We start from the raw sequence: 25588 nt of genomic DNA, 5'->3' as shown, positions 1-25588 counted from the left end.
CACCTGGCTCCACACCTACAATCACCACCGCGGCCACACCGCACTCGGCGGCCAACCACCAGCCACCCGCGTCCCCAACCTCTCAGGTCAGTACACCGAGGCCGTGCCCAAATGGTGGCTGTGAAACGCGCCCGCTGACGGAGAGTCCGAGCGAAGATCCGCCTGGAGACCTGTCGTCAGTTGGACCCGGTCGGGAGCCGGCGAACCCGGCGTCCTCAAGTCCGTCCCTACGACTGCCGACATATGACCTGAAAAGGACGTCGGCTCCGGCCAACAAGCAGGCCGCGCCAGCCCATCTACCTGACGAACCGGTTGGGGTGCAGCGACGGTGCGTGCTGGGGCGACAAGGCGAAGGTCGGATAGGCCTCTGGCAGCCGGGCTACATGGACCACCACGAGGCTGCAGTGCGTCGTGCGCCGCGCGCTTCGAGCGGAACCCGAACGAGTACGGCAGAAAAGGCCGCCTCCAAGATCGGCTCGAACACGATCGTGCAGGCAATCCGGTCACGAACCGCAGGAAACGACAGCGGCCGGTACCGCGCGGGCTTGGAGATGAACACCCGCCGCGTCGGGAGCGACCGCAGCCAACGAGGACAGACCAATACGGCCTTGCAATTCGAACCGGTCGTGTGAGGAGGATGAATGGGTAAGGAGCCGTCGAGCACCGCAGGCTCTCCAACGTCTCTGGCTGCGGCAGGGCCGACCGCGATCCTCGCGTTGGTGGCGTCAATGGGTCGCCGGGCCGATCGCGGTCTCGAGAAGCGCCAGCAGCAGATCGCCGAGCTGCAGAAGGAGATGAAGGACCTCCGAGCTGTTCGGGTGTTGGCCACAGATCTCGAGGAGGCGCTTGCGAAGGACACCCCGTCGTCTGCGCTGCTCGCTATCGAAAGAGGAAAGGACGCGCGAGCCTTCCTGAAAGCAACCAGCCCCGAGGACGCCGACCGCCTCGACGAGTTCAGCGCTGGGCTGGAGCCGCGCGTGGACGAGATCATGGCCGACCTCCCGAGGACATTCCCTTCTGAGCTCGATGCGCTGGACGTCGCCTTAGATCCCTCCTCCCGCCATCCGAAGTACACGGTCGAGAGGCAGTTCATCACGATCCAGGTTGACGAGAAGAAGCGCCAGGCGATCGTGCAAACCCGCGGGGCGAAGAAGGAGGGCGCGAAGAAGGAGAAAGTGGCGGTGGATCCTGCCGTCCTCGCGCAGCATGTCGCTGACGAGTGGAAGCGGTGCTTTGCCCGCGAGACCGACCTGCCGCAGTTCGCCGAGCGCCTTCGCGCGGCCGTGGCCAAGAAGGCCCGTGGCGTAGGCGCAAGGCTGCCGATCAAAGAGCTCATCGAAGAGCTCCGGGTCACCGACAAGGGGTTCGCCGTGGACGAGTTCGCCGTCGATCTGGCCCGGCTGGTCGCATCCGGCGCTGACGTTGTGGTGGAAGCGCGAGGCCTGCGCCTCGATCACACCAAGAACGATGCCGATGGCGTGCTCCTCCCGGGTCTTGAAGACCGTGGGTACTACGGGTACGTCAGCTTCGACGCCCAAGGAGTGACATGACCAAACTCGTGGATCTGGACGAGAAGGCTGCGGAGGCCATCGTCGAGCAACTCAGAGGGGGATCGCCGCCTCAGCATTCCGCAAGCGCATACTCGGCCGGCTACGAAGACTTCCTTGGAAGCGTCCGCAGGAGGCATCTTGAGTCGGACCCGGTCGCTGGCAAGATCCGCTTCATCCATGGCAGTTGGGGGTCGGGCAAGACGCACTTCTTCCGCCTCCTGACCGAGGAGGCGGTTGGTGCCGGGTGGCTCGTCTCGAGCGTCGAGCTAAGCGCTCAAGAGACCCCTTTCAACAAGTTCGAACTCGTACTCTTCTCGATCATTCGCAACATCGCTCCCCCTGAGAGCCTCGGGACAATCGGGGCGAGCGCGCCGTTCGGCAACGTGCTTCGATCGGCGCTGGACCGAGAAGCCGGTGTCTCGGGCGACCTTCCTTCGGCTGTACAGCGCTTGAGCGAGCGGCTCTTTTCCGATCCGGCAATCGACATCGACGTCAAGCGCGTGGTGCGGGCGTATTGGGAGACCTTCGCTGGGGAGAGCCAAGACGAGAGGGTGCTCGAGGAGCGGCGTGGGATGCTGTTGCAGTGGTTCGCCGGTGAATCCCACAAGACCACGATGCGCAATGAGTTCGGCATCCAGAAGGCGGTGAGCAAGGAGAACGCTCGCACGATCCTCACCTCTCTCACCGCCCTCATCCAACTCCTTGGCTTTAAGGGCTTGCTCGTGCTCTTCGACGAGTCTGAGATGACCCACTCCACCATGTCGAAGTCGAACCTCAAGCAGGCACACAACAACCTCTTGTATCTTCTCAACGAGACGGGGCAAGTGCCTGGACTCTTCCTCCTCTATGCGGCCGTGCCCGAGTTCTTCACGGACCCGAAGACGGGGGTACTGATATACGGCGCCCTCGCCGCACGCATCGGGACCCCACCCGGTCATCCGCCGAAGGCTCTCGACAAGGTCTGGAACCTGGATGCGGAAAAAACGACAGATCCAGCCTCGTACGAAGATGCTGCGCTAAAGATCCGTCGCCTCTACGAGATCGCATACCCCGGCGACCAGGGGCGGCTGCTGAGCGTCGAGGATCTGCGGCGGCGCATCGGAACCGTTGTTGAGCAGCACGGTCCGTATGAACGTACGAGCCGGTGGCGTGTCGTAATCAAGGAGACCACAAAGCTCCTCGATCTCGGGATCCACGAGGAAGAGCTGCCCGAGCCGGCGGAGTCGTATCGGGAGACGGTCAGCTTCCTCAAGAAGGTGGGCGACGACTGATGGCGGACGCGGGTGGGGTGGTGAGCAGGGCCGCAGCCGATCGAATCATCGAGTCACTGCGCACTGGTGTCCCACCGGTCGGGCATCTGCGACGTTTCACAGTCGGCAGAGGCAGCGAGATAGAGCGCCTCGAGGAGACCCTCCGGCGACCGGAGGAGCACCGTGGCGATGCGCTGCTGCTACAGGCGAACTACGGAGCTGGCAAGACCCATCTACTCCGCCTCATCAGAGAGCTTGCGCTCGATGCTGGTTTCGCGGTCGCCCTCGTTACGGTCGATTCGAAGTCGGGGGTTCGCTTCAACCGAATGGACCAAGTGACCGCCGCCGTCATGCGGTCGTTCGAGTTGGACGAGTTGAGTGGCAAGGGCGCATGGAAACTCTTCGACGCGTTTGCCGGGATCGACCCGCAGGGCCTCGAGGACGATGGGAGAAAGCAGTACGAGCGCATCACGGCGGGCGGCCGCTGGGACTTCGCAGAGGAGCTCTCTTCCCCAGCCCTGTTCGTAGCCCTTCGGGCTTGGCTCCACACTCCGTCTGACACCGTCCGAGAGCTCATCGTGGACTGGTTGTCCTATCCGTGGGAGTACAGGGCTTACCGCAAGAAGCTCTACGACCAGCTTGTCCACCGCCTATTGCCGCGCGTCCGCGATCCGCGTCCGGAGGCGACATTCTATGCCGACGACGTGTTTCTCGTTCACGTCCAGGGCCACGTGCAGGCGTGGGCCGCGCTCGGTGACCTCGACCTGCTGGTCCGGGTCTGCGGACGACGAGGTCTGGTACTCCTCTTCGACGAGTTCGAAGACGTGATCCAGAACCTCAACAACACCACTTTTGAGCAGAATGCCTTTCACAACCTGTTCCGCTTGTTCTCAGGCGAGCGATTCGCCGGCATGTCGTACTTCGCGGTCACGCCGGACTTCGCAGAGAAATGCCGGACACGGTTGTACGAACGTTTCGCCTACCACTTTCCGGTCGAGCGGTTCGACCACCTGGCCCGGTTCGAGATGGCACCCATCCGCCGCCAGGATTTCCTTAACCTGGCCAAGGAGATCCGACGCACGCATGGTCAAGCGTACGACTGGGACGCCGAGGGAGAATTCGATAATGAACAGCTGAAGAGCGAGGTCGTCCGGCTCTTCAGCCGGTCAAGCGCAGATCAGATCCGACAAGCTGTGGAGGGCTTCGTCGTAGCCCTCGATCGTCAGCTCGACTGATGGCCCAATCACTGGGAGCGAGAGTTGGTCGCGCGTTCTTCGGCAAGTTCGACCTGCGCGATTTTCAGTGTCGCGCGATCGAGACCGTTTTGGCGGGCGACGACGTGCTTATCAGGGCGGGCACCGGATCAGGCAAGACCGAAGCCGCAGCGGCTCCTCTAACCGAGCGCTACCTCGCCGAACTCGACGCCGGCCAGGGGGTCGTCGTCGTCTACATCTCGCCAACGCGCGCGCTGGCAAACGACCTGCTCCGTCGACTTGAGCCCGTCTACCAACTGCTCGGACTTGATATCGGCATCCGCCATGGTGAACGCAATGACCTCGCGAAGGTCACTTGTCCGCAGGTGCTGATTACGACCCCCGAGTCGCTCGACGTCATTGTAGGGAAGCGAGAGCCGAGGCTCCAGACTGCGCGCGCTGTGGTGTTGGACGAGATCCACCTGCTGGCAAACACGCAGCGTGGCCTCCAGCTCGGCATCGCTGTGCACCGGCTCGAGCTCATGGTCGAGCCGCGGTTGCAGGTGATCGGTCTGTCAGCCACGGTCGCCGACCCTGAGGCCGTATGGCAGTTCTTCCGGCCTGCCGGAGCTGCGCCGACCGTCGTCAACCAGGAAGCCAACGTACGCCTAATCGAGCGTCAGATCCGGATCAACGTTTCGCGGGCGGATCTCGCTGAACGGCTTGCCAAAATGTCGGCAAGCAACGCGAAGGTTCTTGTGTTCGCGAATAGCAGGCGCGAGTGCGACTCACTCGCCGACGTCCTACGAGCCGAATCCGGCTTTGCTGACTCGGTCTACGCGCATCACGCATCGCTCTCAAAGGAGCAGCGGGAGCGCGTCGAGCACGACTTCGAACGGGGCGACCGGGGCGTGTGCGTTGCAACGTCGACGCTCGAGCTCGGGATCGACATCGGGAACATCGACCTCATCGTGCTCTTCGGCATCCCGTCGAACTGGCAGTCGCTGATGCAGCGGTGCGGCCGTGGCAACCGACGCAGCCCGGTCGTCGAGGCGCTGTGCGTCGTACCGCCGCCTCGCGAGGACAAAACACTCGGTCTGCGCGACCTGCTCGGATTCCAGGCACTGTTTCGCCAGATCGACCAAGGTGTCGCGGACAATGCACTGCCATTTGCTCTTTATGGCGCCGCAGCCCAGCAGTTGGTCTCACGCGTCCATGGGGATGGCGGCGCGTTCGTTGGGATCAATGCGCTCAGCAAGATACTCGAGCCGTGGTGGCACCTTGATCACTCCGAGACAGAGGCGATCCTCGATGAGCTGGTTGCTGCCGAAGTCTTAAAGCGGCACCCCGTCTATCATCGCTATGGCGCGGACGATGGTCTGTGGGAGATGGCGAAGGACATGCGGATTTGGTCGAACATACCGCTCGGCTCCCGGGAGGTAGAGCTGCTGCATGGATCGACAACGTTGGGCCGCATACCAGCAACGAACCTCATGCGACTGCAAGAAGGTCGCACCTTTGCCTTCTCGGGCCGCCGATGGGAGGTCGAAGCGTTCTATGGCGGAGTTATTCGGGTCCGCCCAACGAGTCGGCGTCCTGACACCGAGCTGAAGTTTGGGCGCCGGGGAGCGCCGACCGACCCCGCTGTCGTCGATCAGATTCGAGAGCTGCTTGCTGGAGGCGATATGGCGACCGATGTCGTACCACTGGAGTCGGCGGCAGCGCTTCGGCAGGCGCTCGGACCCCTGCGGCCGTTCGCGGCTGCCGACGTCGTCCCCAGGTGTGCACGCGATGGCGAGCATGTGTACCTCACATTCGCGGGGTCGCTCGCTAACCAGCTCTTCGCCGCCTGGTTCGGTGGAGACCCACAAAGGTCCGACGACTTCCTTCTGCACACGCCGCAACCAGTGTCGTTCACAGGCCTGCCGGAGCCAGAGGCGATGCTGGAGCACATCGCCTGCATTGAGATGGACGAAGCAGACGCAAGTGAGTTCCAGCGGACGCTGCCCGTCATGCTCCGCCGGCTCGAGATGCAAAACGAGTGGCTAAGGCGCCCGGCCCACCGGCGCACGCTCAAGCGACTAAGAATCGGCCGCCAGATCGGGATGCCGGGCGACATCCTCGATCTCGTCCAACGCTGAGCGGTTACAGAACGGTGCCGAAACCAGTCGGAGTTCTGATCCTCGAAGCGGGCAACCTTGAATTTGAGCACCTTTGGCGTTCTCTGAGACGGTCCGTGCTTTTGGCGTCCGGGATACCCGAGCGAGAGTTCGCCCGGATGTCGACCGTGATCTCCAGTGGCACCCCGTCTACAGAGGCTAGGTGGGCGATGACCTCGTTGGCGATCTTGTTCCAGTCCCGTCCGTACATCTCGGGGTCGAGGCGCCGTACGCCATGGAAGTCGGCGTTGTGCACAACCTCGATTTCGTCATTGGTCTCTGGGTACCGGACGTCGGGCCGCGTGAGAGTCTCGCCGGGCGCTCCTGGCGTGCCAGGAGGCTGGTCAGCCTTCTCGGCATCGCGCTGCTGCAGCGCCACGTCGGGCATCACCAGCAGGGTGGAGTCCGAGATCCCGGCGAAGTCGTCCTCGTGCGGGATCGCCAGTCCCTGGTAGCGACCAGTTTGGGCGTCGTACCCGGTGGCGAGCGCGAATCCCTCCCGCTCCCAGGTGATCAGACTCAGGTCTGCGCGTACGGCGTCCTCGAGCACGCTGATATCACGCAGCCGGGGCATGTACGCGTACTCCCGGCATAGCTTCCACACCTCACCGACGCTGACGTGACCGCTCTTCCACATGGCAGGTGCCTTGGAGGTGACCGCGTGCCGGACGATGTTCGGCCCCAGCTCGACGATCAACGCGTCTTCTCGCCGCAGCGCGGTTCCCGCTCGTTCGGCGAGCCGTTCGGTGCCGACACACCGGCTGGTAACAAGCGTGGCCGGCCGGGCAGGCTCGGGCTGGTCCGGCTTGATCAGCACGTTCCAGGCGTCGGCGATCCGCGCCGCGACCGTCTGGTCGGCGGTGTCCATGCGTGCCTTGGCCTGGGCCTTCTAGGGGGCGGTAAGGTTCAGGTCGGAGTCCGCGCGCTGGTAGATGTTCTGCCAAGCGAGGTAGTCGCGGACCGCCTGCTCGACGTTGCCGAGGTCCCGCTCGGTCGGAGCGAGAAAGACGAGCATGTTGCGACCCGGTTGGCAGTGCCACGCGTCCGCACACACTCCTCGGCGAACGTCAGCGCCTTCGACGACTCCCCCTTGGCGGCATGCGGGTGCCGCGGGCCGATGATCACCAATCGCGCGTCCTCGGTGTCGCGGATGTCTGCCGACGACTCCGGCGCCGCGTGCACACCGGCGAACAGTCCGGGGGACTTGGTCTCCCTACCCCGCAACCGCCTTCGATGTCCGCCCACACGTCCTCGACCACCAGACGCTCGGCGTAGTCCCGCGCCGTCCGAGTGATGTTGGCCTGGGTGTCGTACCAGTACCGCGCCTGGTCCACGTACAGGTACGTCGATCGGTCCGCCAGCAGCTGCAACGCGGACCCGAAGTTGCCCACGGTGTCACCGGGGATGGCGGTCCCGATCCGAACCCGCTGCACCTCCACGCCCTTGTGCGCGCCGTGCAGGGTCGGGGCCGAGGCGACGAAGATTGCCCGGGCGGTCCGCCGGGCCAGGAACCGCGCCCCGAGTACCGGGCGGTCCCTGTCGATCTGGACCGGCGTGGACCCGACCCCGTCGATATCGGTGTCGATGATCGGCTTCCACGCGTCCTCCAGGTACTGGGCGAGCTCGTCCAGCACCCGCGGCCGATCCAGCGGGATCGTCCCCTGCAGGATCACCGGCGACGTGTCGCCGCCCACCCACAGCTCGTGGATGACCGCTCATCAGTCGCAGCACCCCGCGGGTGCGCTGGAACCGGTCCACCGACCAGTCCTGGTACAGCCGGTCGAACAGCTCCGGGTGGATCGGGTACGCCGCCCGCATCCGCGCCTCGTAGGCCGGCTCGATCGTCTCCGACGGGAACTCACCGCGGTGCTGGCGGTAGAAGTCGCCGTCCGTCCGTGCGACCGCGGCGATGTCGTTGCGGGCATCGGCGTCCGGCTCGTCGAACAGCCGCCGCCGGACGATCTCGAACGACTCCTCCGACGACGCCGGCCGCCACTGGTCCGCGACCCGCCGCACCACATTCTGCAGCCGGTCCAGAGCCCTCTGCCCGTGCTCGCCGCCAACCTCGAGCCCGGATCCGCCTGACTCACCGTCCTCGGGTCGGTGGCTCGCGGGTATGGAGATGACCACCATCGCGCCGGGCACCGCCTTTACGGCCTCGGTCAAGGTCTGCGCAAAGGTGAACTGGGTGTCGAACGAGCCAGCAGGCAGCGTCTCGTCGCCGTAAAGCATCCGCGCGTACGAGACCCACTCGTCGATGAGGACCAGGCACGGGCCGTACTTCTGGATCAGCGCGGTCAGGTCCGCGCCCGGGTTGGTCCTCGTCCGGTCCGCGGCGGCGACCAGGTCGAACGCCTCCCGTCCGCCCAGCTGCCAGGCCAGCTCACCCCAGATCGTGTTGACCTTCGTGCCGTCATCCTTCTCCGTCGCCGGCCAGGCGTCAGGTGGTTGCCCACCAGCACCACCCGACGGACCGGGGCTTAGGCAGCGGTGTCGCCGTGGCCTCGACAAGCTCTTGGACCTCCTGCGGGAACTCGCCCAGGCTGGTGCCGGAGAACAGGTGGTACAACGCCAGCATCGAGTGGGTCTTGCCGCCGCCGAAGTTCGTCTGCAGATTCACGATCGGCGAGGCGTTCGCGTCCCCACCGATCCGCTTCACCGCCCGCGTCATCAGGTCGCGCAGGCCCGTAGTGAGGTAGGTGCGCCGGAAGAACTCGACCGGGTCGACATATTCCTCGCTGCCCTCGCCCCTGGAGACCATGTGAAGGTCAGCGGCGAACTCCGAGGCGGAGAAGTCTCCCGAGATCACGTCCACGTGCGGCGTGATCACCTCGCGCCAAGGCTTCAGACCCTTGCCATCAAAGATCGCGGCCTCGACCATCGCGTGGGAAGTCTTGCGGGCCTGCGACTCGTACGCTGACCGCTGCATGTCAGTTCGGAGCCGGCGAACCTCGTCTGCCTCGTCCGGCGCGCCGACCGCCTGCAGCAGACGCTCCATGGTGTCCAGCGCACGGTAGGCGTCATCGGTCGACGTCGTCCGTTTCCCGTCGTGCGCCCAAGTGTTTCGGGTCTCGCGGAGCTCGGATGCAAGCCCCTGCTGCGGTCGGCTCAGCTTGCCCTCGAACGCCCGCCAGTCCTCGGTCAGCACCCGCAGGTGCACCGCCGGGTCATCGGGGTCTACCTTCTTGGCGGCACCATGCTTCACCTCATCCCGCGCTGCGAGCAATCCTGCCCAGTCACCGCCCGGAGCCTTCGGGCCCATGTGGTGATCGACGAACGGCCGCAGACCTCGCGCCCAGGATCCCCAGACCGCGTCCGACCCGCTCGTAGTTGTTGATCGCCATCACTCGCGCACACTGACCTGCACCCGAGCAGTCGTGCTGGGCGCGGCCGTGCATGAGCCAGCCAGAGTGTGGCGGGCCGCGGTGAACTCTCCCGGGCGACGCAATCGAACAAATGCCCGAATGCTAGTTGAATGGCTGGGTCAGGGGCAACAGCACTGAGGGGTTCGGTCCGAGCCGCATCGAGTGGACTACCGCCCTGAGGTTTGCCCCTGCGCCGCTGACCGGCGTCGGCTGCTCCGGAGTCAGCAGGCGGTGGGTTCGGCCCCGTGGAGCTGTGCTTTGTCGATGTGCCAGACGCCGGCCCGGAGAACCATGGCGTAGTCCAGCGGCCAGCGTGAGCAGGTCTGCCCGCCCGGCCCCTCGAACGCAGCCTGCTCCGTCTGCAGGATCGTCGAGACCTGCAGACGGGTCCTCGTCACAGTAGAGACCTCAAGGATGTCCAGCCGTCGCCAGTACGACGTCGTGAGCATGCTCGACCACTTCGCAACCCCACCCATCCGATTCTGCATCGCCGGGGTGAACAGGTCGTACGCGACGCCGTACTCGCCCAGGTTGATCGCCGTACCGTGCAGGGCGAGGCTCTGTGCCGCGATCGCCGACTGTGAGTGCACCGAGGTGATGACCACCTCCACCTGGTCCGCGAACGGGTCGGTGGCCCGCTCCCGGCTGCCGGCACAACTGACCCGGTCGATCGGACGGTGTGACTTCCAGTCGGCGACCATGGATGCGTTCTTCGCCGCAGATACGGCCCAACCGACTCCCTCGGCCGCGGTCTGGTCGTCGGCCCACGTCCGCTTGCCCGAGACGATGCCGACGACCCGGCCGTCACGGGCGATGACCGGTCCGCCGCTGTTGCCCGGGTTTATCGCAGCGTCCGTGGTGATGAGCCGGGAAACGGCGACCGTTCCGCCCTCGTCATCGGAGAAGGTTACGGTTCGCCCGAGGTCGCTGACATGACCAAACTTGGCGCTGAGCCGCGGATCTCCGAACGGGTAACCGATCAGCGCAACCTCGTCGCCGATCGACGGATCGGCGGTCGCCAGGCTGAACGCGTGACCGCTGAGTGGCCGCGCGGTCCGCACCAGCGCCAGGTCCGCGTTCCGGTTGATGCCGATGACCTCGGCCCGGCTCAACAGCCCCGTACCCTTGGCGTTGCCCTCCACCCAGACGCTGATCGAGGTTGCACCGCTGACCACGTGCGCCGCAGTCAGCACCAGGTTGCGCCCGATGAGCAGGCCGCTTCCCGACCCGCTGGACGTGCAGGTCGCGACCTGGAGGCGGGCCACCCCGGAGCGGACCGAGGCGATTTCCGCCGCCCAGTCCGTCGGCGCGGTTACGGACGTGCCCGGACCGCCGGTCGGCGACTTCGATGCCTGGGCGATGCCTGGCGGGGACGGCGTGACAGTCACCGTTGCCGGACCGGCCGGTGACCCGCCGATCGTCACGCCCCCACAGCCTGCGACTGTGCCGACGAGTATCAGCGCAGCAAGAATTCGAACCCCCATGGTCCCCCGACCCCCAGTCACGACTTGAGCACTGCCGTTGTCCGCCGCGCTCACGCCTTGTCCACTCTATCGGACCAGGCCGCACGGATGTTACAGGAAGTCACTTTCATTACGGAGAGTAAAGCCTGCGAGGCAGATCCGCTCCGTCCGGGTTGGGCTGGTGACAAGGAACCGCCGAGCCAAGCGCGATCCGAGCTCGCCAAGCGAACAAATGTTCCAGCAAGATCTCGGGCGGGAGATATGTCGGCTACGTACGTCCGGAGAAGAAAGAGGCCTGAGGCAACGAATCGGCCGCGCGGGCGCCTGGCGCAGAAGCTGGCCGAGAAGTCGGGTTCGGACAAGCCGGTACGCCGTGACCAGTGCAGGATGTCGTATCCCACCAAGGCGAGCCAGTACGGGCCGGACGGACTGTACCGCTTGCACGAAAGAGCGGTGGCACGCCGACAGGAGGCATGTGGACGACCACGGCACCGTGTGGGTCGCCGTGTCTGATGCCCTCGGGTTCTAGCGGAAGGGCTGATCGCCGCAGTCGCGTACCAAGGCCGGGCGATTCCAGATTCAGGCCGGCGGCGCGTACTGGCTCGCCACAGGGCGTAAGTCCATCGAGTTGGAGTGGGTGCACCCTGACGCGATCAACTGAGCCGACACTGCGTTCGTTGGGTCAGTTCCACTCGTCTTCGTACCTGTCATCGGGCGCCGAAGTCGATGGCAATGGCGTCACTGGCTCGCCGCACATCGGGCACTGGATTTGATCGACTGGCACGTCATCGTCGTTTCGGCCCTCGTATCCACAGGAGTCACAGACCCATCTGGTCGACATTCGCATCACCCTCGTCCACGGAACGGTGTCTTGGGAATGGCTCAGCAGGTCGGTGGAGGCCATGCATCGCCTAGCGCTGGCCACCTCGAGGAGTCGTGCACTCCCGCAGGTACTCGGCGCACTTTACAGCCTGCCCCAGCGCCTTGCGGCGGCGAAGGTAGCCGCCGTGGCCGCGCGTGTCGATCTTCCAGCCGAGTAGTCCTGCGCTGTTTGCCGAGCTCGAAAGCCCTCGCCGGGCGGGACTCAAGACCGGGCGGCGCGGTGCCGAAACCACGGGTGACCGCTCCCCGGAAGGAAATCGATGAACCGCCGTGCCCTGATCGCCGCCCCGGCGGGTCTCCTGGTACTCCTCCTTCTCGCCGGCTGTGCGGGCGAGAAGAACACCGCAGGCTCGCCGACGACGGTCGCCGGCAGCCCGCAGATCAACGCGCCCGTGGTCCCGCCCAGTCCCACTCTCACACCGACTTCCACCCACCAATCGGTCCCCACCGCGGCGGTGCCCGCGCCGCCGACTGCCTCGGTGGCGCAGCCCAGGACGGTTGGCGAGGCGGCAACCGTCACCAGCGTCGTCGACGGCGACACGATCGACGTTCGTACGACCGGCGGCGAGACGGCGCGGATCCGGGTCATCGGCATCGACACGCCCGAGCGCGGCGAGTGCAACTTCGGCCCGGCGACCTACAGCATGAAGACGCTGGCGGGCGGCCGGCCGGTCGTCCTGTCCAAAGCGGGGCCTGGCAAGGACACAACGGACAGGTACGGCCGCTGGCTCCGGTACGTCGACGTCAACGGTGTCGATGCCGGGCTCGGGCAGATCACCGCGGGACTCGCCGTCGCTCGCTACGACTCGCGAGACGGATACGGCTGGCACCCTCGCGAGGCCACTTACATCGCCGCCCAGGCGGCAGCGACGCTGCGGCAGTGCGGCCTGCCGAGCACACCTGAGCCCACGCGGACGTCGGCGCGGCCGGGCGAAAGGGGCGGTCGACTACGGCACCTGCGGAGCCGCGAAGGCCGCGGGAGCAGTTCCGTCGGGTGGCTACCGTGAAGGCCGCGACGTCGAGTACGGCTTCTATCGCGACGGCGACAACGACGGGTACGTGTGCGAGTAGGAGATGCGCCTGCCGCAAAATCCTCCGCACGATGCGCGTTGCCTGCGTTGAGCCAGGACAGGGCTCGAGTCTCCACAAGGTCCTCTTCGACACCGACCTCGTGGGGCGGGTACGCCAACCGCCGTACTCCACCTCCTTCAGATCGACCCGCTGCATGAGTTCAGCGTAGGCCGAGCGGTGCCTGGTACAGCACGTCGTACAGCAGCCACCGATTCAGTACGTCGCCCTCCGGCCGCAGCCAGTCGGTCAACTCGGCGGCGGCCGAGCGGGCCGCCAGGCACGTGACAGCCGCGCCGGAGCCGGTCGCGACGGTGATCTGCCCCTGGCCTTCCACAGCTGGATGGATGATGAGGAAACCGCGAACCGTGAAGCCCTTCAGCCTCGCCTGCCAGGCCGCGACGGCCGCGGCGAGGCCAGGATCGCCGCCGTCGAACGGCTGCCCGTCCCGCAGCACCGATCCGTAGAGGTCGAGCGTGTAGGTGCCGGACGGCCCGATCATGGAGGCGACGACCGCCACCCGATCACCCGCGATCATCAGGTGGTCGACCGTGAGACCCCCGACCCGAGCACCGTGGATCAGCTTGGCAGCCGGGAGTCGCACCACCACGTCTTCGAGCATCCGTGCGGTACGGCGATGCCGCAGTACCGCGGAACCCGGGATCGGAGCCGAGTACCCGTCGTCCACGAGCGGCTCGCCGGGGCGGCCCCACACGTTGGCGTCGTACGCCGCTCCTCTGTCGATCGCCACGTCCAACTCCCGCGCGGCCGACCACCGAGCCGTCAGAACGCGGACCACCACGATCCCGGCGACGACGATGAAGATCCAGGCCCGCAGGATGTTGGGGAGACTCGTCGACACGAACGGCAACGCCATGACGGCGAGGCCGAACGCTCCCACGATCCCGCAGCCCGTGATCCGGCGGTGGAGGGGCAGCCGCCGGCGCCAGTGCGGCGGAAGGCCGATGACGGTCAGAGCCGCCAGGAGCAGGCCGATCGGCGCGCTCCAGCCCTCCTGGAGGGACGAGTACACGTACGGCCCGGCCGCGAGCACCAGCCAGACGGCCAGAGCCACCAAAGCGAGGCGGCGCCAGCGCCCGAAACGCGGCACGACTCGAATCGACCCGCTGCGCGCGGGCTCCGCAGGTGGACCGTTCGACCCGCCGGGTGCGGCCTCCGTCGGTGGGTTGTCGGTACCGGGATCAGATCGCGGCCGGGTCTGCTCGGCGTACGAGGTGTCCGGCTCGGGCTCGGCGGTGGCGGACCCACTGAGCTTCCGATCGTAGGCGGCTCGTTTGTATGGATCGGACAGCGTCGTCCACGCCTCCTGCACCAACCGGAAGAGTGCCGCGTTGCCGCCCTGGTCCGGATGCACCTGACGTACCAGCCGGCGGTAGGCGGACTTGATCTCGTCCGTGGTCGCCGTTCGCTCGACGTTCAGCACCTCGTAATGATCGGCGCCACTCACCCCAGTACCTCCACGGACGGCCAGGCCCATCAAAGCATTCAGGGTCAGTCACCGAAGTGACTGACCCTGAATGTCGAGTCGGGCTGACAGGATTTGAACCTGCGACCTCTTCGTCCCGAACGAAGCGCGCTACCAAGCTGCGCCACAGCCCGAAGCCTCGGATAGCTTACATGCGCCTAGGGCTGGGACGAAATCGGGTTGATTCGGGGGACCAGAGTGAGGAGCGTCGCCTCCGGCCGGCAGGCGAAGCGGACCGGTGCGTACGGCGAGGTGCCGAGGCCGGCGGAGACGTGCAGAGCCGCCTGGCGGCCGTTGTGCCCCCAGGTGGACAGGCCCTTCACCCGGGACGTGTCGAGGTCGCAGTTGGTCACCAGCGCGCCGTACAACGGCACTGCCAGCTGACCGCCGTGGGTGTGGCCGGCCAGGACCAGCGGGTACCCGTCGCCGACGAACCCGTTCAGCACCCGCTGGTACGGCGCGTGCGTCACGCCGATCGAGAGGTCGGCCGCCGGGTCCACCTCGCCCGCGATCTCGTCGTACCGGTCGCGCTTGATGTGCGGGTCGTCGGTGCCGGCGAAGTCCAGCCGCAGGCCGCCCACCTTGAGCGTCGCCTTGGCGTTGTTCACGTCGGCCCAGCCGGCGTCGGTGAAGGCGCGGCGCATCTCTTCGTACGGCAGGTCCGGGCCGTGCGGTTTGTGCCGCTGCTTGTGCGCGGGCAGCAGGTACTTGCCCGGGTTCTTGAAGTGCGGCTTCCAGTAGTCGTTGGAGCCGAACACGAACACACCCGGCAGGTCGAGCAGGTCGCCGTACGCGCGAAGCAGCGGCCGGACCGACCGCTCGTGGGCGAGGTTGTCACCGGTGTTGACGATCAGGTCGGGCTCGAGCGCGGCCAGGTCGTTGACCCAGTTGATCTTGCGCTCCTGAGTCGGCATCAGGTGCAGGTCGGACAGGTGCAGCACCCTGAGCGGCGCGGAGCCCTCCGGCAGCACCGGGACGGTCACTCTGCGCAGCGTGAACCACCGCACCTCGATGCCGGCCGCGTACGCGACGCAGGCGGCGCCCACGGCACCGACGACCGCCGTGGCCTTGAGGGTGGTGCTGGCAAGCCCGCTCAAACTCATTGCACCAGCCTGCCACAATCTCAGGTATGTCCAACTCCGGTATGAAGCAGCGGCTGCACGACGACATGACCGCAGCCCTCAAGGCACGTGACGAGATCCGCAAGTCGACCCTGCGGATGGCCCTCACCGCGGTGACCAAGGCGGAGGTGGCCGGCAAGGAGGCCCGCGACCTCACCGACGCCGAGATCGTCGACGTCCTGAGCGCCGAGGCGAAGAAGCGCCGCGAGTCCGTCACCGCCTACCGCGAGGCCGGCCGCGACGAGCTCGCCGACAAGGAACAGGCCGAGGCGGACATCCTGGCCGAGTACCTCCCCGAGCAGCTCAGCCAGGAAGAGATCGTCGCCCTGGTCACCGAGACCATCGCCGCCACCGGCGCCGCCGAGCTCGGCCCTCGCGGCATCGGCAAGGTCATGGGCGCCCTCCAGCCCAAAACCAAAGGCAAAGCCGACGGCGCCATCGTCTCCGCCGAAGTAAAACGCCAACTCGGCGCCTGACCCCAGGACGCCGCTCACCCGGCTCTCACCCGGGTACGACGACGAAGGGCCTCGTCCAGTCGTGGACGAGGCCCGTTCGCTATCTGCCGCCGCAGTTGGGGTACTTCGGGTTCCAGGGTGGGCAGTTGGGGTTGATGGTGGGTGGGTTCTTGGGTGGCTTGGTGGTTGCCGGGGGCTGGCTCGTGGTCGTGGCCCGCGGGGAAGGCTGGTTCTTCTGGCTGCCGTTGGAGATGTGGATGGTGATGGTCGAGCCCTCGGGGGCGCCCTCGCGTTGACGCGGGGTGGTGTAGGCGACCGTGCCGGCGGTCTCCTCGGAGTTGACCGTGCCGGGCGCGATCGCGGCCTCGAAACCGGCCTGGCGGATCTTGTTGGCGGCGTCCTCGGGGTTCATGCCGTTGACGAACGGGATGTCCTTCACGTCACCGCGGACGGTCTTGTCGGACGGCGCGACGAACTTCGTCGTCGGGTAGTAGCGCAGCGCGCCCTGCATCGCGGTCATCCAGAGCGGACCCGCGGTGCCGGAGCCGGAGGCGTCGGACATCTTCTTGCCGTCGAGCGTCTGGCCGATCAGGTCGTGGTACGGCGGTGAAGCGTCGGCGACCACCGAAGCGGCGGCCAGTTTGCTGGAGTACCCCGCGTACCACACGGCCAGGTTGCCCGAAATGGTTCCGGTCTTGCCGGCCAGCTCGCTCTTGCCGAACTTCAGCTTCGAACCCGTACCGCCCGGCTCCATCACCTGGTGCAGCACGGCATTCACGCCGTCCGCGACCTCCGGGGCGAGCGCCTGCTTGCAGTCCGCGCCCGGGGCGTTGATCGCCTTGCCGTTCGGTCCCTTGATCGCGGTGACCAGCCACGGCTTGCAGTACATGCCCCGGGCGGCGAACGCCGCATAAGCCGCGGACATCTGCAGCGGGGTCACGTAACCGACGCCCAGCGTCATCGACGGGTACTGCTCGAGCGGCTTGTTCTGCTGGGCGTCGTACATCCCCAGCGAGGCGGCGATCCTGGCGATCGGGCAGAGGCCGGTCTGCTGGGAGAGCAACAGGAAGTAGGTGTTCGTCGACTTCTGAGCAGCCTGGACCATGGTCGGCACCGGCACGTTCTGGGTCGAGTTCTTCGGGGCGTACCCCTTCTCGGCCGTGGCGACGCCGTCGCAGGTGCTCCACTTCTTGCCGCTCAGGTCGATCCGGTCGGGTGAGTTGATCTTGTAGTTGAGCGGGAAGCCCTTCTGGATCGCGGCCGCGATGGTGAAGGCCTTCATCGTCGAGCCGTTCTGGAAGCCGCCGTACCCGCCGGGATAGGACTTCTCGACGTTGTAGTTGTACGACGTCTGGTTCCGCTTGCCGCCGTACGGCTTGCTCTGCACCATCGCCTTCACCAGGCCGGTGCCGGGCTCGACGATCGTGATGGCCGCGACCGCGGAGTCGGTCGGCTTGGAGTGATCGTTGATCGACTTCTGCGCGGCGGCCTGGATCTTCGGGTCCAGCGACGTACGGACGGTGAGACCGGCTGTCTTGAGGAACTCCGCCCGGTCGGCCTCGGTCTTGCCGAAGGCCGGGTTCTGCTTGAGCTGGGCGACGACGTACTCGCAGTAGAACGGGTACCGCGAGTTCGCGCAGCCGAGTTTGTTCGGGCTGACCTTGGCCGGGTCGATGACCGGGGTCTTCAGTGCAGAGTTGGCCTGGGCGACCGAGATCACGTTCAGCTCGAGCATCCGCTTGATGACCACGTCGCGGCGGTCCTTGGCGCGCTTCATGCTGTTGGTCGGGTCGTAGCCGGTCGGGTTCTTCACCAGCCCGGCCAGCAGAGCCGCCTGCGGCAGCGTCAGCTGGGACGCGTGCACCCGGAAGTAGTGCAGGGAGGCGGCCTCGATGCCCCAGGCGCCGTCACCGAAGTTCGCCAGGTTGAGGTACTTCTCGAGGATCTCGTTCTTCGAGTACTCCTTCTCGATGGCGATCGCGTACCGGAGCTCGGCGACCTTGCGCTGGTACGTCTCGGCCGTCGCGGCCGCGACCTCCTCGGGCGTGTTCGCCTTCTCGACCAGGCTCATCTTCACGTACTGCTGGGTGATGCTCGAACCACCCTGCTGCACGGAGCCTTCGGACTGGTTCCGCAGCAGTGCGCGCAGGGTGCCCTTCAGATCCAGGGCGCCGTGCTCGTAGAACCGGTCGTCTTCGATCGCGACGATGGCCTTCTGCATGATCGGCGCGACCTGGCTGAGCTTGACCGGCACCCGGTTCTGCTCCGCGAGGGTGGCGATCAGGCTGCCGTCCGCGGCCAGGATGGTGCTCTTCTGCTTGAGCGGCACCTCGTCGAACTGCTGCGGCAGGTCTTGCAGGGTGTCGTGGGTCTTCTCCGTGGTGAAGCCGGCCAGCCCGGCGAAGGGGATCGCGAGACCGGCGGCCAACGCCCCCGACAGCACGCTCACCCCGAGGAACAGAACCACAGACTGGACGACTCCCCGGTCACCCTTCTCCCTGACGCGCATGGTTATAGAGGGTACGGGATCGCGGTGACAGTCCGAAGTCGAGAATGTGAGCCATGTCACGCCAACCAGAGTGCCAATCTCCGCGTCAGTAGGGCTTTTCAGGAGGCCCGGCGCTGGGGCGGCGTGACGAATTTCGTCCAAAAGGAGGAGGGCCGGACCACCCCGTCCAGTGGGTGGTCCGGCCCTCGTGCAGTACGTCGGTCAGGCGGCGTACTGGTGTGCTGCGACCTGAGCCGGTTCCAGCGCCAGGTCGAGGACCTCACGGACGTCGCTGACGGGGTGGACCGTCAGCTCCGCCAGCACGGACTCCGGCACGTCCTCCAGGTCCGGCTCGTTCCGCTTCGGGATCAGGATCGTGGTGAGTCCGGCCCGGTGCGCGGCGAGCAGCTTCTGCTTGACCCCACCGATCGGCAGCACCCGTCCGGTCAGCGACACCTCACCGGTCATCGCGACCTCCGAGCGGACCGGCCGTCCGGACAGCAGCGACGCCAGCGCCGTCGTCATCGTGACACCCGCCGACGGCCCGTCCTTCGGGACCGCACCGGCCGGAACGTGGATGTGCGCGTTCCGCTCGGCCAGGTCGCCGACCGGCAGCCCCAGCTCCGCGCCGTGCGAGCGCAGGTACGACAGGGCGATCTGCGCCGACTCCTTCATCACATCACCGAGCTGTCCGGTCAGGGTGACTCCGGTCGGGCCGGTCTCCTTGTCGGCCAGCGACGCCTCGACGAAGAGCACGTCACCACCCGCACCGGTCACCGCCAACCCGGTCGCCACACCCGGTAGCGCCGTACGCTCGACTGACTCCGGAGTGAACTTCGGTGAGCCCAGGTAGCCCTTCAGGTCACCGGAACCGATGGTCAGCGACTCGACGTCCTCTCCCAGGGCCAACCGAGCTGTCACCTTCCGCAGCACCCGTGCGATGGACCGCTCCAGTTGCCGTACGCCGGCCTCACGCGTGTACTCGCCGGCCAGCACCCGCAGTGCCGAGTCGTCGACAGTCACCTCGTCCGCCGTCAGGCCCGCCCGCTCCAGCTGACGCGGGAGCAGGTGGTCACGGGCGATGATGACCTTCTCGTCCTCGGTGTACCCATCCAGCTGCACCAGCTCCATCCGGTCCAGCAGCGGCGCCGGGATGGAGTCCAGCACGTTGGCGGTGGCCAGGAAGACCACGTCGGACAGGTCCAGCTCGACCTCCAGGTAGTGGTCCCGGAAGGTGTGGTTCTGTGCCGGGTCGAGCACCTCCAGCAGGGCGGCCGTCGGGTCACCCCGGTAGTCCGCGCCCACCTTGTCGATCTCGTCCAGCAGCACCACCGGATTCATCGAGCCGGCCTCGGTGATGGCCCGGACGATCCGGCCCGGCAGCGCACCGACGTACGTACGCCGGTGACCGCGGATCTCGGCCTCGTCCCGGACACCGCCCAGTGCGACCCGAACGAACTTCCGGCCCATCGCGCGGGCCACGGACTCGCCCAGCGAGGTCTTACCGACACCAGGCGGACCGACCAGAGCCAGTACGGCGCCGCTGCGGCGTCCACCGACCACACCGAGACCACGGTCCGCGCGGCGGCGCCGTACGGCCAGGTACTCGGTGATGCGCTCCTTCACGTCGTCCAGGCCGGCGTGATCCGCGTCCAGTACGGCCCGGGCTTCCCGGATGTCGTAGCTGTCCTCGGTCCGCTCGTTCCAAGGCATCTCGAGGACGGTGTCCAGCCAGGTCCGGATCCAGCCGACCTCGGGGGACTGCTCGGCGGTCCGCTCCAGCTTGTCGACCTCGGCGAGCGCGGCCTTGCGCACGTGCTCCGGCAGATCAGCCGCCTCCACCCGGGCCCGGTAGTCCTCTTCCTCGGACTCGGCCTTGCCGTCCAGCTCGGCCAGCTCCTTGCGGATCGCGGCCATCTGCTGGCGCAGCAGGAACTCCCGCTGCTGCTTCTCCATGCCCTCCTGGACGTCCTTCTGGATCGTCTCGGACACCTCGAGCTCGGCCAGGTGGTCGCGGACCCAGCCGATCAGCTTCTCCAGCCGCTCGGACACGTTCGCGTTCTCGACCAGCCAGGACTTCTGCTCGTTGCTCAGGTACGACGCGTAGCCGGCCAGGTCGGACAGCTCCGCCGGGTCGTCGACCTGCTTCACCGAGTCGATCACCTGCCACGCACCACGGCGCTGCAGGACCGACGTCACCAGGGTCTTGTACTCCCGCGCCAGCTCGGCCGAGCGGGTGTCGGTGATCTCGTGCAGTACGGTCGCGCCGACCCAGAGTGCGGCACCAGGACCGGTGGTCCCCGCGCCGATCAGGACTCGCGCCGTACCGCGGATGACGGCCGCCTGGGCTCCGCCCGGCAACCGGCCGATCTGCTCGATCTCGCCGAGCGTCCCGGCCTTGGCGTATTTCCCGTCCAGCCGCGGCACCAGCAGCACCTGATCCTGGCCGGAGGCCTGCGCCGCGTCGATCGCCGCCCGCGCCTCGGGGTCGGCCAGCCGGACCGGCACGACCATGCCCGGCAGGACCACGACGTCGTCCAGCGGCAGAACCGGAAGATTCAACGTATCGGTCACGCTGTCACACCCTTTTCAAGATTGAGTCTGACTGGCTCAACCGAAGGCCCGACCAGCTCATTCCCGACGAGAACGAGCGTTCGCTGACAGTGAAACCGGGCTCAGGCGGTGAGCAGGTCACCGATCTGGCGTAGACCGGTCAGGTCGTGGACGTCGTCGGCCAACGCCGGCACCTCGACCGTCGGGATCGAGCGGTGCCCGCGCCGGAACCGGTCCGCCCGCTTGTGGTCGCCGACGACCTGCTGCATCTTGTCCGCGTGCAACCGCAGTACGGCGGCGGCCAGCGGCGACTTGTCCGCCTCCTCCAGTCGCTCCGCCGCGGCGAGTGACCGCTCGGCCGACAACTCCGGCGCCTGCGTCGTCGTCACCCGGTTCAGTACGACGCCCGCGAGCGGCATGCTCTCCTCACGCAACCGCTCGGCGAAGTACGACGCCTCGCGCAGCGCGTCGTTCTGCGGAGCGGCCACCACCAGGAAGGCCGTGTGCGGCTCGCGTAGCAGTGCGACCGTCTGCTCGGCCCGCTGCCGGAAGCCGCCGAACAACGTGTCGAAGGCTGCGACGAACGTCTGCACGTCGGTCAGCACCTGCGCGCCGAGGACCTTGTTCAGCACGGACATAGCCATGTTCACCCCGGCCGACATCAACCGGAACGGACCGCGAGCAGGTGCCAGCAGCAAACGCAGGAAGCGCCCCTCCAGCAGGGATGCCAGCCGCTCCGGCGCGTCCAGGAAGTCCAGCGCCGACCGCGACGGCGGGGTGTCCACGACGATCAGGTCCCAGTCGCCGGTCCGCTCGGCCTGCTTGTGCAACTGCCCGAGCTTCTCCATCGCCATGTATTCCTGCGTCCCCGCGAACGATGAGGACAGCGCCATGTAGAACGGATTCGCCAGGATCTGCTCGGCCTTCTCCGGCGTCGCGTGGGCGAGCACGACCTCGTCGAAGGTCCGCTTCATGTCCAGCATCATCGCGTCCAGCCGGCCGCCGTTCGCGGCGTTCACCTCGGCCACCGCGCGCGGAGTGTTGTCCAGCTCGGTCAGCCCGAGCGACTGCGCCAGCCGGCGGGCAGGGTCGATCGTCAGCACGACAACCTTCCGGCCACGCTCAGCGGCACGCAACCCCAGCGCCGCCGCCGTGGTCGTCTTCCCGACACCGCCCGCGCCACAGGTCACGATGATGCGAGTGCCAGGGTCGTCGATCAGAGCGTCCAGATTCAACTCGGTCATGGGCGCAACTCCTCGGCCAGATCGAACAAGGTGCCCTGGTCGATGCCCTCCGGCAGCAGCGGGAGCTGGGTCACTTGCTTGCCCAAGGCATCTATCCGGTCGCGGTTCTCGCGTTCCAGCCCGACCCGGATCGCGTGATCGCGTGCCTCCGCCGTCAGGGTCGCGACCAACTCCTTGCTGACGGCAACACCGGCGGAGCGCAGCCCTTTGCTGATTTCACCGGCGGGCAGTTTCTCCTTCACCGCAAGGGCGAGCGCGTCGTCGTCGAGCGGGCTGTTGCGAACCATGTTCACCACGATCGACCCGATCCGCAGTTCCAGAGCCTCCAGATGCTCGACCGCGTCGATCGTCTCCTGGACCGGCATCTCCTCGAGCAGCGTGACCAGGTGGATCCGGGTCACGTCGGAGCGCAGCATGCCCATGATCGCGTCCGCCTGGTTGCGGATCGGCCCGACCTTGGCGAGGTCGGCGACCTCGTGGTTCACGTTCAGGAACGGCGCGATCCGCCCGGTCGGCGGTGCGTCCAGGACGACGGCGTCGTACGCGAGCCGCCCGTGCGACTTCCGCCGGGTCGCCTCGTAGACCTTGCCGGTCAGCAGTACGTCGCGCAGGCCCGGGGCGATCGTGGTGACGAAGTCGATCGCACCCACTTTGTCCAGCGCCTTACCGGCCCGGCCGAGGTGGTAGTACATGTCGAGGTACTCCAGCAGCGCGGCCTCGGCGTCCACGGCCAGCGCGAACACCTCGCCGCCGCCCGGACCGTGCGCGATCCGGCGCTCGACGTACGGCAGCGGTGGTACGTCGAACAGCTGGGCGAGCCCTTGCCGCCCCTCGACCTCGACGAGCAGGACGCGCTTGCCCTGCTCGGCCAGGGACAGCGCCATGGCAGCCGCAACAGTCGTCTTCCCGGTGCCCCCCTTCCCGGTGACCACATGCAGCCTCGCCATGATCCCCAGCGTAGGACGTGGCCCACAGCACACTGGGAGAGGAGCCCGTTAGAGTCCCCCTCATGAAGAAGTTCGAGTACTTCACCGCGCCGCTGCTGGTCCACTCGACCAAGGAGATCCTGGACAACTTCGGCCAGGACGGCTGGGAGCTGGTCCAGGTCGTCCAGGGCCCGAACCCAGAGTCCCTCGTCGCCTACCTGAAGCGAGAGATCGAAGAGTCATGAGCCACCCCGAGGAGAAGCTCGCCGCGCTCGGCCTGAAGCTGCCCGACGTGGCCAAGCCGGTTGCCGCCTACGTACCCGCCGTACGGACCGGCAACCTCGTCTACACCTCCGGTCAGCTGCCGCTGCGCGAGGGCGCCCTGATCGCCACCGGCAAGGTCGGCGACGCCGTCAGTGCCGAGGTCGCGAGCGAGTGCGCCCAGCAGTGCGCGCTGAACGCGTTGGCCGCGATCAAGGCCGAGATCGGCGACCTGAGCACTGTGCACCGGATCGTCAAGGCGGTCGTGTTCATCGCCTCCACGCCGGACTTCACCGGTCAGCCGCAGGTCGCCAACGGCGCCTCGGAGCTGTTCGGCCAGGTGTTCGGGGAGGCCGGTCAGCATGCCCGCAGCGCGGTCGGCGTACCGGTTCTGCCGCTCGACTCCCCGGTCGAGGTCGAACTGATCGTCGAGGTCGCCTGACGGCGACGGCATGGTCCGCGACCTGAAGTCCGAGTTGCTGTCCGGCCGGATGGCGTCGGCCGCGCTGGAGTTCGTCCGTGCGGGCCGGACGCCATCCGAGCCGCGCCCGGCCTCGACGGTGATACTGCTCCGCGATACCGCCGCCGGACCGGAGGTCTACCTCCTCCGGCGGCATCGGACGATGGCGTTCGCGGCCGGTATGACGGTCTTCCCGGGCGGCCGGGTGGATGCGACCGACTCGACCGTCGCCGACTCGTGGTCCGGTCCCGCACCGGCCTGGTTCGCGGGCCGGCTCGGCTGCGACGAGCAGACGGCGTCGGCGTACGTCGCGGCTGCGGTGCGGGAGACGTTCGAGGAGTCGGGCGTGCTGCTTGCCGGCCCGTCTCCGCATTCTGTGGTCGCCGATACGAGCGGCGAGGACTGGGAGTCCGACCGGGTCGCGCTGGAGGCGCGTGAGCTCGGGTTCGCCGAGTTCCTGCACCGGCGCGGGCTGGTCCTGCGCGCCGATCTGCTGGGGCCGTGGGCGCACTGGATCACGCCGGAGTTCGAGCCGCGGCGGTACGACACCCGCTTCTTCGTCGCCGCGCTCCCGGCCGGCCAGGTCACCCGCGACGTGACCAGCGAGTCCGACCAGGTCGCCTGGATGCGACCCGCGGACGCCGTCGCCGCGGTCGAGGCGGGCGACCTGCTGATGCTTCCCCCGACGTACGTGTGCTGCCGCGATCTCACGCCGTACGACGACGTGGCCGCCATCCTCACCGCCGCCGGTGAACGCGAGATCCGCCCGGTCCTCCCAACCATCCGGCTTGCCGGCGACCAGGCCTACCTGGAGACCGGATGACTGAGTTCATGACCGATAATGCGACGTTGGTGCGCGCGGACAACCCCGGACCGATGACGCTGGACGGGACGAACACCTGGATCCTGCGGGCACCGGACGCGGACGAGTCGGTGGTCGTCGACCCGGGCCCGATGCTGGAGGACCACCTGCGGGCCGTCCTCGACCAGGCCGGCAAGGTGGCCGTCGTACTGCTGACACACAAGCACCCGGACCACTCGGAAGGCGCCGCCTGGTTCGCGAACCAGGCCGGGTGCGGGGTCCGGGCAGTCGATCCGGCGTTCCGTCTCCCCACCGACCACGCCCACGGCCTCTCCGAAGGCGACGTCATCACCGCCGGCGGCCTCCGCATCGAGGTCCTGCCGACACCGGGCCACACGATGGACTCGGTCTGCTTCTGGCTCCCGCAGGACGGCTCCCTCCTCACCGGCGACACCGTTCTGGGCCGCGGCACCTCGGTCGTAGCCCACCCCGACGGCGCCCTCGGCCCCTACCTCGACTCCCTCGACCGCCTCCTCGCCTTCGCCAACTCCGCGGCGGGCGTCGAACGCCTGCTCCCCGGCCACGGCCCGGTCATCGACGACCCCACCGACGTCCTCACCTTCTACATAACCCACCGCCACGAACGCCTGGACCAGGTCCGGGCAGCCGTCGCAGCCGGCCACAACACCCCGGACGCGGTCGTGGCACACGTCTACGCCGACATCGACCGCTCCCTATGGCCCGCCGCCGAACGCTCAGTCCGCGCCCAGCTCGACTATTTGGCTGGCTGACCCACCAACTTGTGGGTTCTCCACCCGGGTTCCGGGTAGCAAACCCCCAACTTGGTGGGTTAGCCAGCCAA

21 protein-coding genes, 1 tRNA gene and 2 pseudogenes are annotated in these 25588 nt (G+C 67.2%); 11 read left to right on the top strand and 13 right to left on the bottom strand.

Annotation, left to right across the window (positions count from 1 at the left end):
- Positions 1–641: 641 nt before the first annotated feature.
- The 4 genes from AB0F43_RS37420 to AB0F43_RS37405 are packed head-to-tail and all read left to right on the top strand — an operon-like array spanning position 642 to position 6134.
- Positions 642–1550, top strand: coding sequence for a hypothetical protein (locus tag AB0F43_RS37420; protein ID WP_360488433.1), 909 nt, complete (start codon positions 642–644; stop codon positions 1548–1550).
- A complete protein-coding gene (locus AB0F43_RS37415; RefSeq protein ID WP_360488430.1) occupies positions 1547–2821 on the top strand; it encodes a BREX system ATP-binding domain-containing protein in 1275 nt (424 codons plus the stop codon). The genes AB0F43_RS37420 and AB0F43_RS37415 overlap by 4 nt, the downstream gene beginning before the upstream one ends.
- On the top strand, positions 2821–4035 hold the full coding sequence (locus AB0F43_RS37410) for a BREX system ATP-binding domain-containing protein (RefSeq protein ID WP_360488427.1): 1215 nt from the start codon (positions 2821–2823) through the stop codon (positions 4033–4035). The genes AB0F43_RS37415 and AB0F43_RS37410 overlap by 1 nt, the downstream gene beginning before the upstream one ends.
- On the top strand, positions 4035–6134 hold the full coding sequence (locus AB0F43_RS37405; protein WP_360488424.1) for a DEAD/DEAH box helicase: 2100 nt from the start codon (positions 4035–4037) through the stop codon (positions 6132–6134). The genes AB0F43_RS37410 and AB0F43_RS37405 overlap by 1 nt, the downstream gene beginning before the upstream one ends.
- A 4-nt stretch (positions 6135–6138) precedes the next feature.
- Here AB0F43_RS37405 and AB0F43_RS37400 read toward each other — a convergent pair whose 3' ends face one another.
- From AB0F43_RS37400 to AB0F43_RS37375, 6 genes and pseudogenes are all read right to left on the bottom strand, one after another.
- A complete protein-coding gene (locus AB0F43_RS37400) occupies positions 6139–7020 on the bottom strand; it encodes a hypothetical protein (RefSeq protein WP_360488421.1) in 882 nt (293 codons plus the stop codon).
- A 21-nt stretch (positions 7021–7041) separates the two neighbouring features.
- A complete protein-coding gene (locus AB0F43_RS37395) occupies positions 7042–7167 on the bottom strand; it encodes a hypothetical protein (RefSeq protein WP_360488418.1) in 126 nt (41 codons plus the stop codon).
- Positions 7168–7273: 106 nt separating this feature from the next.
- On the bottom strand, positions 7274–7846 hold the full coding sequence (locus AB0F43_RS37390; RefSeq protein ID WP_360488441.1) for a hypothetical protein: 573 nt from the start codon (positions 7844–7846) through the stop codon (positions 7274–7276).
- Positions 7847–7931: 85 nt separating this feature from the next.
- Positions 7932–8663 (bottom strand): annotated as a pseudogene (locus AB0F43_RS37385) (DUF499 domain-containing protein); the annotation flags it as partial.
- On the bottom strand, positions 8593–9414 hold the full coding sequence (locus AB0F43_RS37380) for a Swt1 family HEPN domain-containing protein (protein ID WP_360488415.1): 822 nt from the start codon (positions 9412–9414) through the stop codon (positions 8593–8595). The pseudogene AB0F43_RS37385 and the gene AB0F43_RS37380, both read right to left, overlap by 71 nt.
- 324 nt (positions 9415–9738) lie before the next feature.
- On the bottom strand, positions 9739–10941 hold the full coding sequence (locus tag AB0F43_RS37375; RefSeq protein WP_360488412.1) for a serine protease: 1203 nt from the start codon (positions 10939–10941) through the stop codon (positions 9739–9741).
- Positions 10942–12122: 1181 nt separating this feature from the next.
- Between AB0F43_RS37375 and AB0F43_RS37370 the strand changes: the two are divergent.
- Together AB0F43_RS37370 and AB0F43_RS37365 are read left to right on the top strand one after the other, a co-directional pair.
- Positions 12123–12740: pseudogene (locus AB0F43_RS37370) on the top strand (thermonuclease family protein); the annotation flags it as partial.
- A 22-nt stretch (positions 12741–12762) separates the two neighbouring features.
- Positions 12763–12933 carry an excalibur calcium-binding domain-containing protein gene (locus AB0F43_RS37365; RefSeq protein ID WP_360488438.1) on the top strand — a complete coding sequence of 57 codons (171 nt, stop codon included), beginning with the start codon at positions 12763–12765 and terminating at the stop codon, positions 12931–12933.
- 160 nt (positions 12934–13093) lie between these two features.
- On the opposite strand, the gene AB0F43_RS37360 is transcribed toward AB0F43_RS37365, so the two are convergent.
- The 3 genes from AB0F43_RS37360 to AB0F43_RS37350 form a co-directional block, all read right to left on the bottom strand.
- Complete coding sequence (locus AB0F43_RS37360) at positions 13094–14398, bottom strand: J domain-containing protein (RefSeq protein WP_360488409.1); 1305 nt, start codon at positions 14396–14398, stop codon at positions 13094–13096.
- A gap of 78 nt (positions 14399–14476) precedes the next feature.
- Positions 14477–14550: transfer RNA gene (locus AB0F43_RS37355), tRNA-Pro, on the bottom strand.
- Positions 14551–14574: 24 nt separating this feature from the next.
- Positions 14575–15519, bottom strand: coding sequence for a metallophosphoesterase (locus tag AB0F43_RS37350; RefSeq protein WP_360488406.1), 945 nt, complete (start codon positions 15517–15519; stop codon positions 14575–14577).
- A gap of 26 nt (positions 15520–15545) precedes the next feature.
- On the opposite strand from AB0F43_RS37350, the gene AB0F43_RS37345 reads away from it, so the two are divergent.
- Positions 15546–16013, top strand: coding sequence for a GatB/YqeY domain-containing protein (locus tag AB0F43_RS37345; RefSeq protein WP_360488403.1), 468 nt, complete (start codon positions 15546–15548; stop codon positions 16011–16013).
- Positions 16014–16092: 79 nt separating this feature from the next.
- Here AB0F43_RS37345 and AB0F43_RS37340 read toward each other — a convergent pair whose 3' ends face one another.
- The 4 genes from AB0F43_RS37340 to AB0F43_RS37325 all read right to left on the bottom strand — a co-directional run bounded on the left by AB0F43_RS37340 (position 16093) and on the right by AB0F43_RS37325 (position 23224).
- Entirely contained in the window at positions 16093–18501 is a 2409-nt protein-coding gene (locus AB0F43_RS37340) for a penicillin-binding protein (protein ID WP_360488400.1), read from the bottom strand.
- A 201-nt stretch (positions 18502–18702) separates the two neighbouring features.
- Entirely contained in the window at positions 18703–21054 is a 2352-nt protein-coding gene (gene lon / locus AB0F43_RS37335) for an endopeptidase La (protein ID WP_360488397.1), read from the bottom strand.
- 101 nt (positions 21055–21155) lie between these two features.
- Positions 21156–22277 carry an ArsA family ATPase gene (locus AB0F43_RS37330; RefSeq protein ID WP_360488394.1) on the bottom strand — a complete coding sequence of 374 codons (1122 nt, stop codon included), beginning with the start codon at positions 22275–22277 and terminating at the stop codon, positions 21156–21158.
- Positions 22274–23224, bottom strand: a complete 951-nt coding sequence (locus tag AB0F43_RS37325; RefSeq protein WP_360488391.1) for an ArsA-related P-loop ATPase — start codon at positions 23222–23224, stop codon at positions 22274–22276. The genes AB0F43_RS37330 and AB0F43_RS37325 overlap by 4 nt, the downstream gene beginning before the upstream one ends.
- Positions 23225–23286: 62 nt before the next feature.
- On the opposite strand from AB0F43_RS37325, the gene AB0F43_RS37320 reads away from it, so the two are divergent.
- The 4 genes from AB0F43_RS37320 to AB0F43_RS37305 are packed head-to-tail and all read left to right on the top strand — an operon-like array spanning position 23287 to position 25517.
- A complete protein-coding gene (locus AB0F43_RS37320; protein WP_132214365.1) occupies positions 23287–23448 on the top strand; it encodes a hypothetical protein in 162 nt (53 codons plus the stop codon).
- Positions 23445–23906, top strand: a complete 462-nt coding sequence (locus AB0F43_RS37315) for a RidA family protein (RefSeq protein WP_360488387.1) — start codon at positions 23445–23447, stop codon at positions 23904–23906. The genes AB0F43_RS37320 and AB0F43_RS37315 overlap by 4 nt, the downstream gene beginning before the upstream one ends.
- A 10-nt stretch (positions 23907–23916) precedes the next feature.
- A complete protein-coding gene (locus tag AB0F43_RS37310) occupies positions 23917–24747 on the top strand; it encodes an NUDIX hydrolase (RefSeq protein WP_360488384.1) in 831 nt (276 codons plus the stop codon).
- Complete coding sequence (locus AB0F43_RS37305) at positions 24744–25517, top strand: MBL fold metallo-hydrolase (protein WP_360488381.1); 774 nt, start codon at positions 24744–24746, stop codon at positions 25515–25517. The genes AB0F43_RS37310 and AB0F43_RS37305 overlap by 4 nt, the downstream gene beginning before the upstream one ends.
- Positions 25518–25588 lie beyond the last annotated feature (71 nt).

Origin of the sequence: Kribbella sp. NPDC023972 (genome assembly GCF_040639075.1) — a bacterium.
In the GTDB taxonomy this organism is placed as follows: Bacteria; Actinomycetota; Actinomycetes; order Propionibacteriales; family Kribbellaceae; genus Kribbella.
Note: the sequence above shows the minus strand (reverse complement) of the source record. Positions and strands in the feature narration are given on the sequence as shown.

Excerpts from the sequence above, each read along its gene's own strand:
- AB0F43_RS37420 (WP_360488433.1), top strand. The coding sequence starts at position 642 with ATGGGTAAGGAGCCGTCGAGCACCGCAGGCTCTCCAACGTCTCTGGCT.
- AB0F43_RS37415 (WP_360488430.1), top strand. The coding sequence starts at position 1,547 with ATGACCAAACTCGTGGATCTGGACGAGAAGGCTGCGGAGGCCATCGTC.
- AB0F43_RS37410 (WP_360488427.1), top strand. The coding sequence starts at position 2,821 with ATGGCGGACGCGGGTGGGGTGGTGAGCAGGGCCGCAGCCGATCGAATC.
- AB0F43_RS37405 (WP_360488424.1), top strand. The coding sequence starts at position 4,035 with ATGGCCCAATCACTGGGAGCGAGAGTTGGTCGCGCGTTCTTCGGCAAG.
- AB0F43_RS37400 (WP_360488421.1), bottom strand. The coding sequence starts at position 7,020 with ATGGACACCGCCGACCAGACGGTCGCGGCGCGGATCGCCGACGCCTGG.
- AB0F43_RS37395 (WP_360488418.1), bottom strand. The coding sequence starts at position 7,167 with ATGCTCGTCTTTCTCGCTCCGACCGAGCGGGACCTCGGCAACGTCGAG.
- AB0F43_RS37380 (WP_360488415.1), bottom strand. The coding sequence starts at position 9,414 with ATGGGCCCGAAGGCTCCGGGCGGTGACTGGGCAGGATTGCTCGCAGCG.
- AB0F43_RS37350 (WP_360488406.1), bottom strand. The coding sequence starts at position 15,519 with ATGAGTTTGAGCGGGCTTGCCAGCACCACCCTCAAGGCCACGGCGGTC.
- AB0F43_RS37345 (WP_360488403.1), top strand. The coding sequence starts at position 15,546 with ATGTCCAACTCCGGTATGAAGCAGCGGCTGCACGACGACATGACCGCA.
- AB0F43_RS37340 (WP_360488400.1), bottom strand. The coding sequence starts at position 18,501 with ATGCGCGTCAGGGAGAAGGGTGACCGGGGAGTCGTCCAGTCTGTGGTT.
- AB0F43_RS37330 (WP_360488394.1), bottom strand. The coding sequence starts at position 22,277 with ATGACCGAGTTGAATCTGGACGCTCTGATCGACGACCCTGGCACTCGC.
- AB0F43_RS37325 (WP_360488391.1), bottom strand. The coding sequence starts at position 23,224 with ATGGCGAGGCTGCATGTGGTCACCGGGAAGGGGGGCACCGGGAAGACG.
- AB0F43_RS37320 (WP_132214365.1), top strand. The coding sequence starts at position 23,287 with ATGAAGAAGTTCGAGTACTTCACCGCGCCGCTGCTGGTCCACTCGACC.
- AB0F43_RS37315 (WP_360488387.1), top strand. The coding sequence starts at position 23,445 with ATGAGCCACCCCGAGGAGAAGCTCGCCGCGCTCGGCCTGAAGCTGCCC.
- AB0F43_RS37310 (WP_360488384.1), top strand. The coding sequence starts at position 23,917 with ATGGTCCGCGACCTGAAGTCCGAGTTGCTGTCCGGCCGGATGGCGTCG.
- AB0F43_RS37305 (WP_360488381.1), top strand. The coding sequence starts at position 24,744 with ATGACTGAGTTCATGACCGATAATGCGACGTTGGTGCGCGCGGACAAC.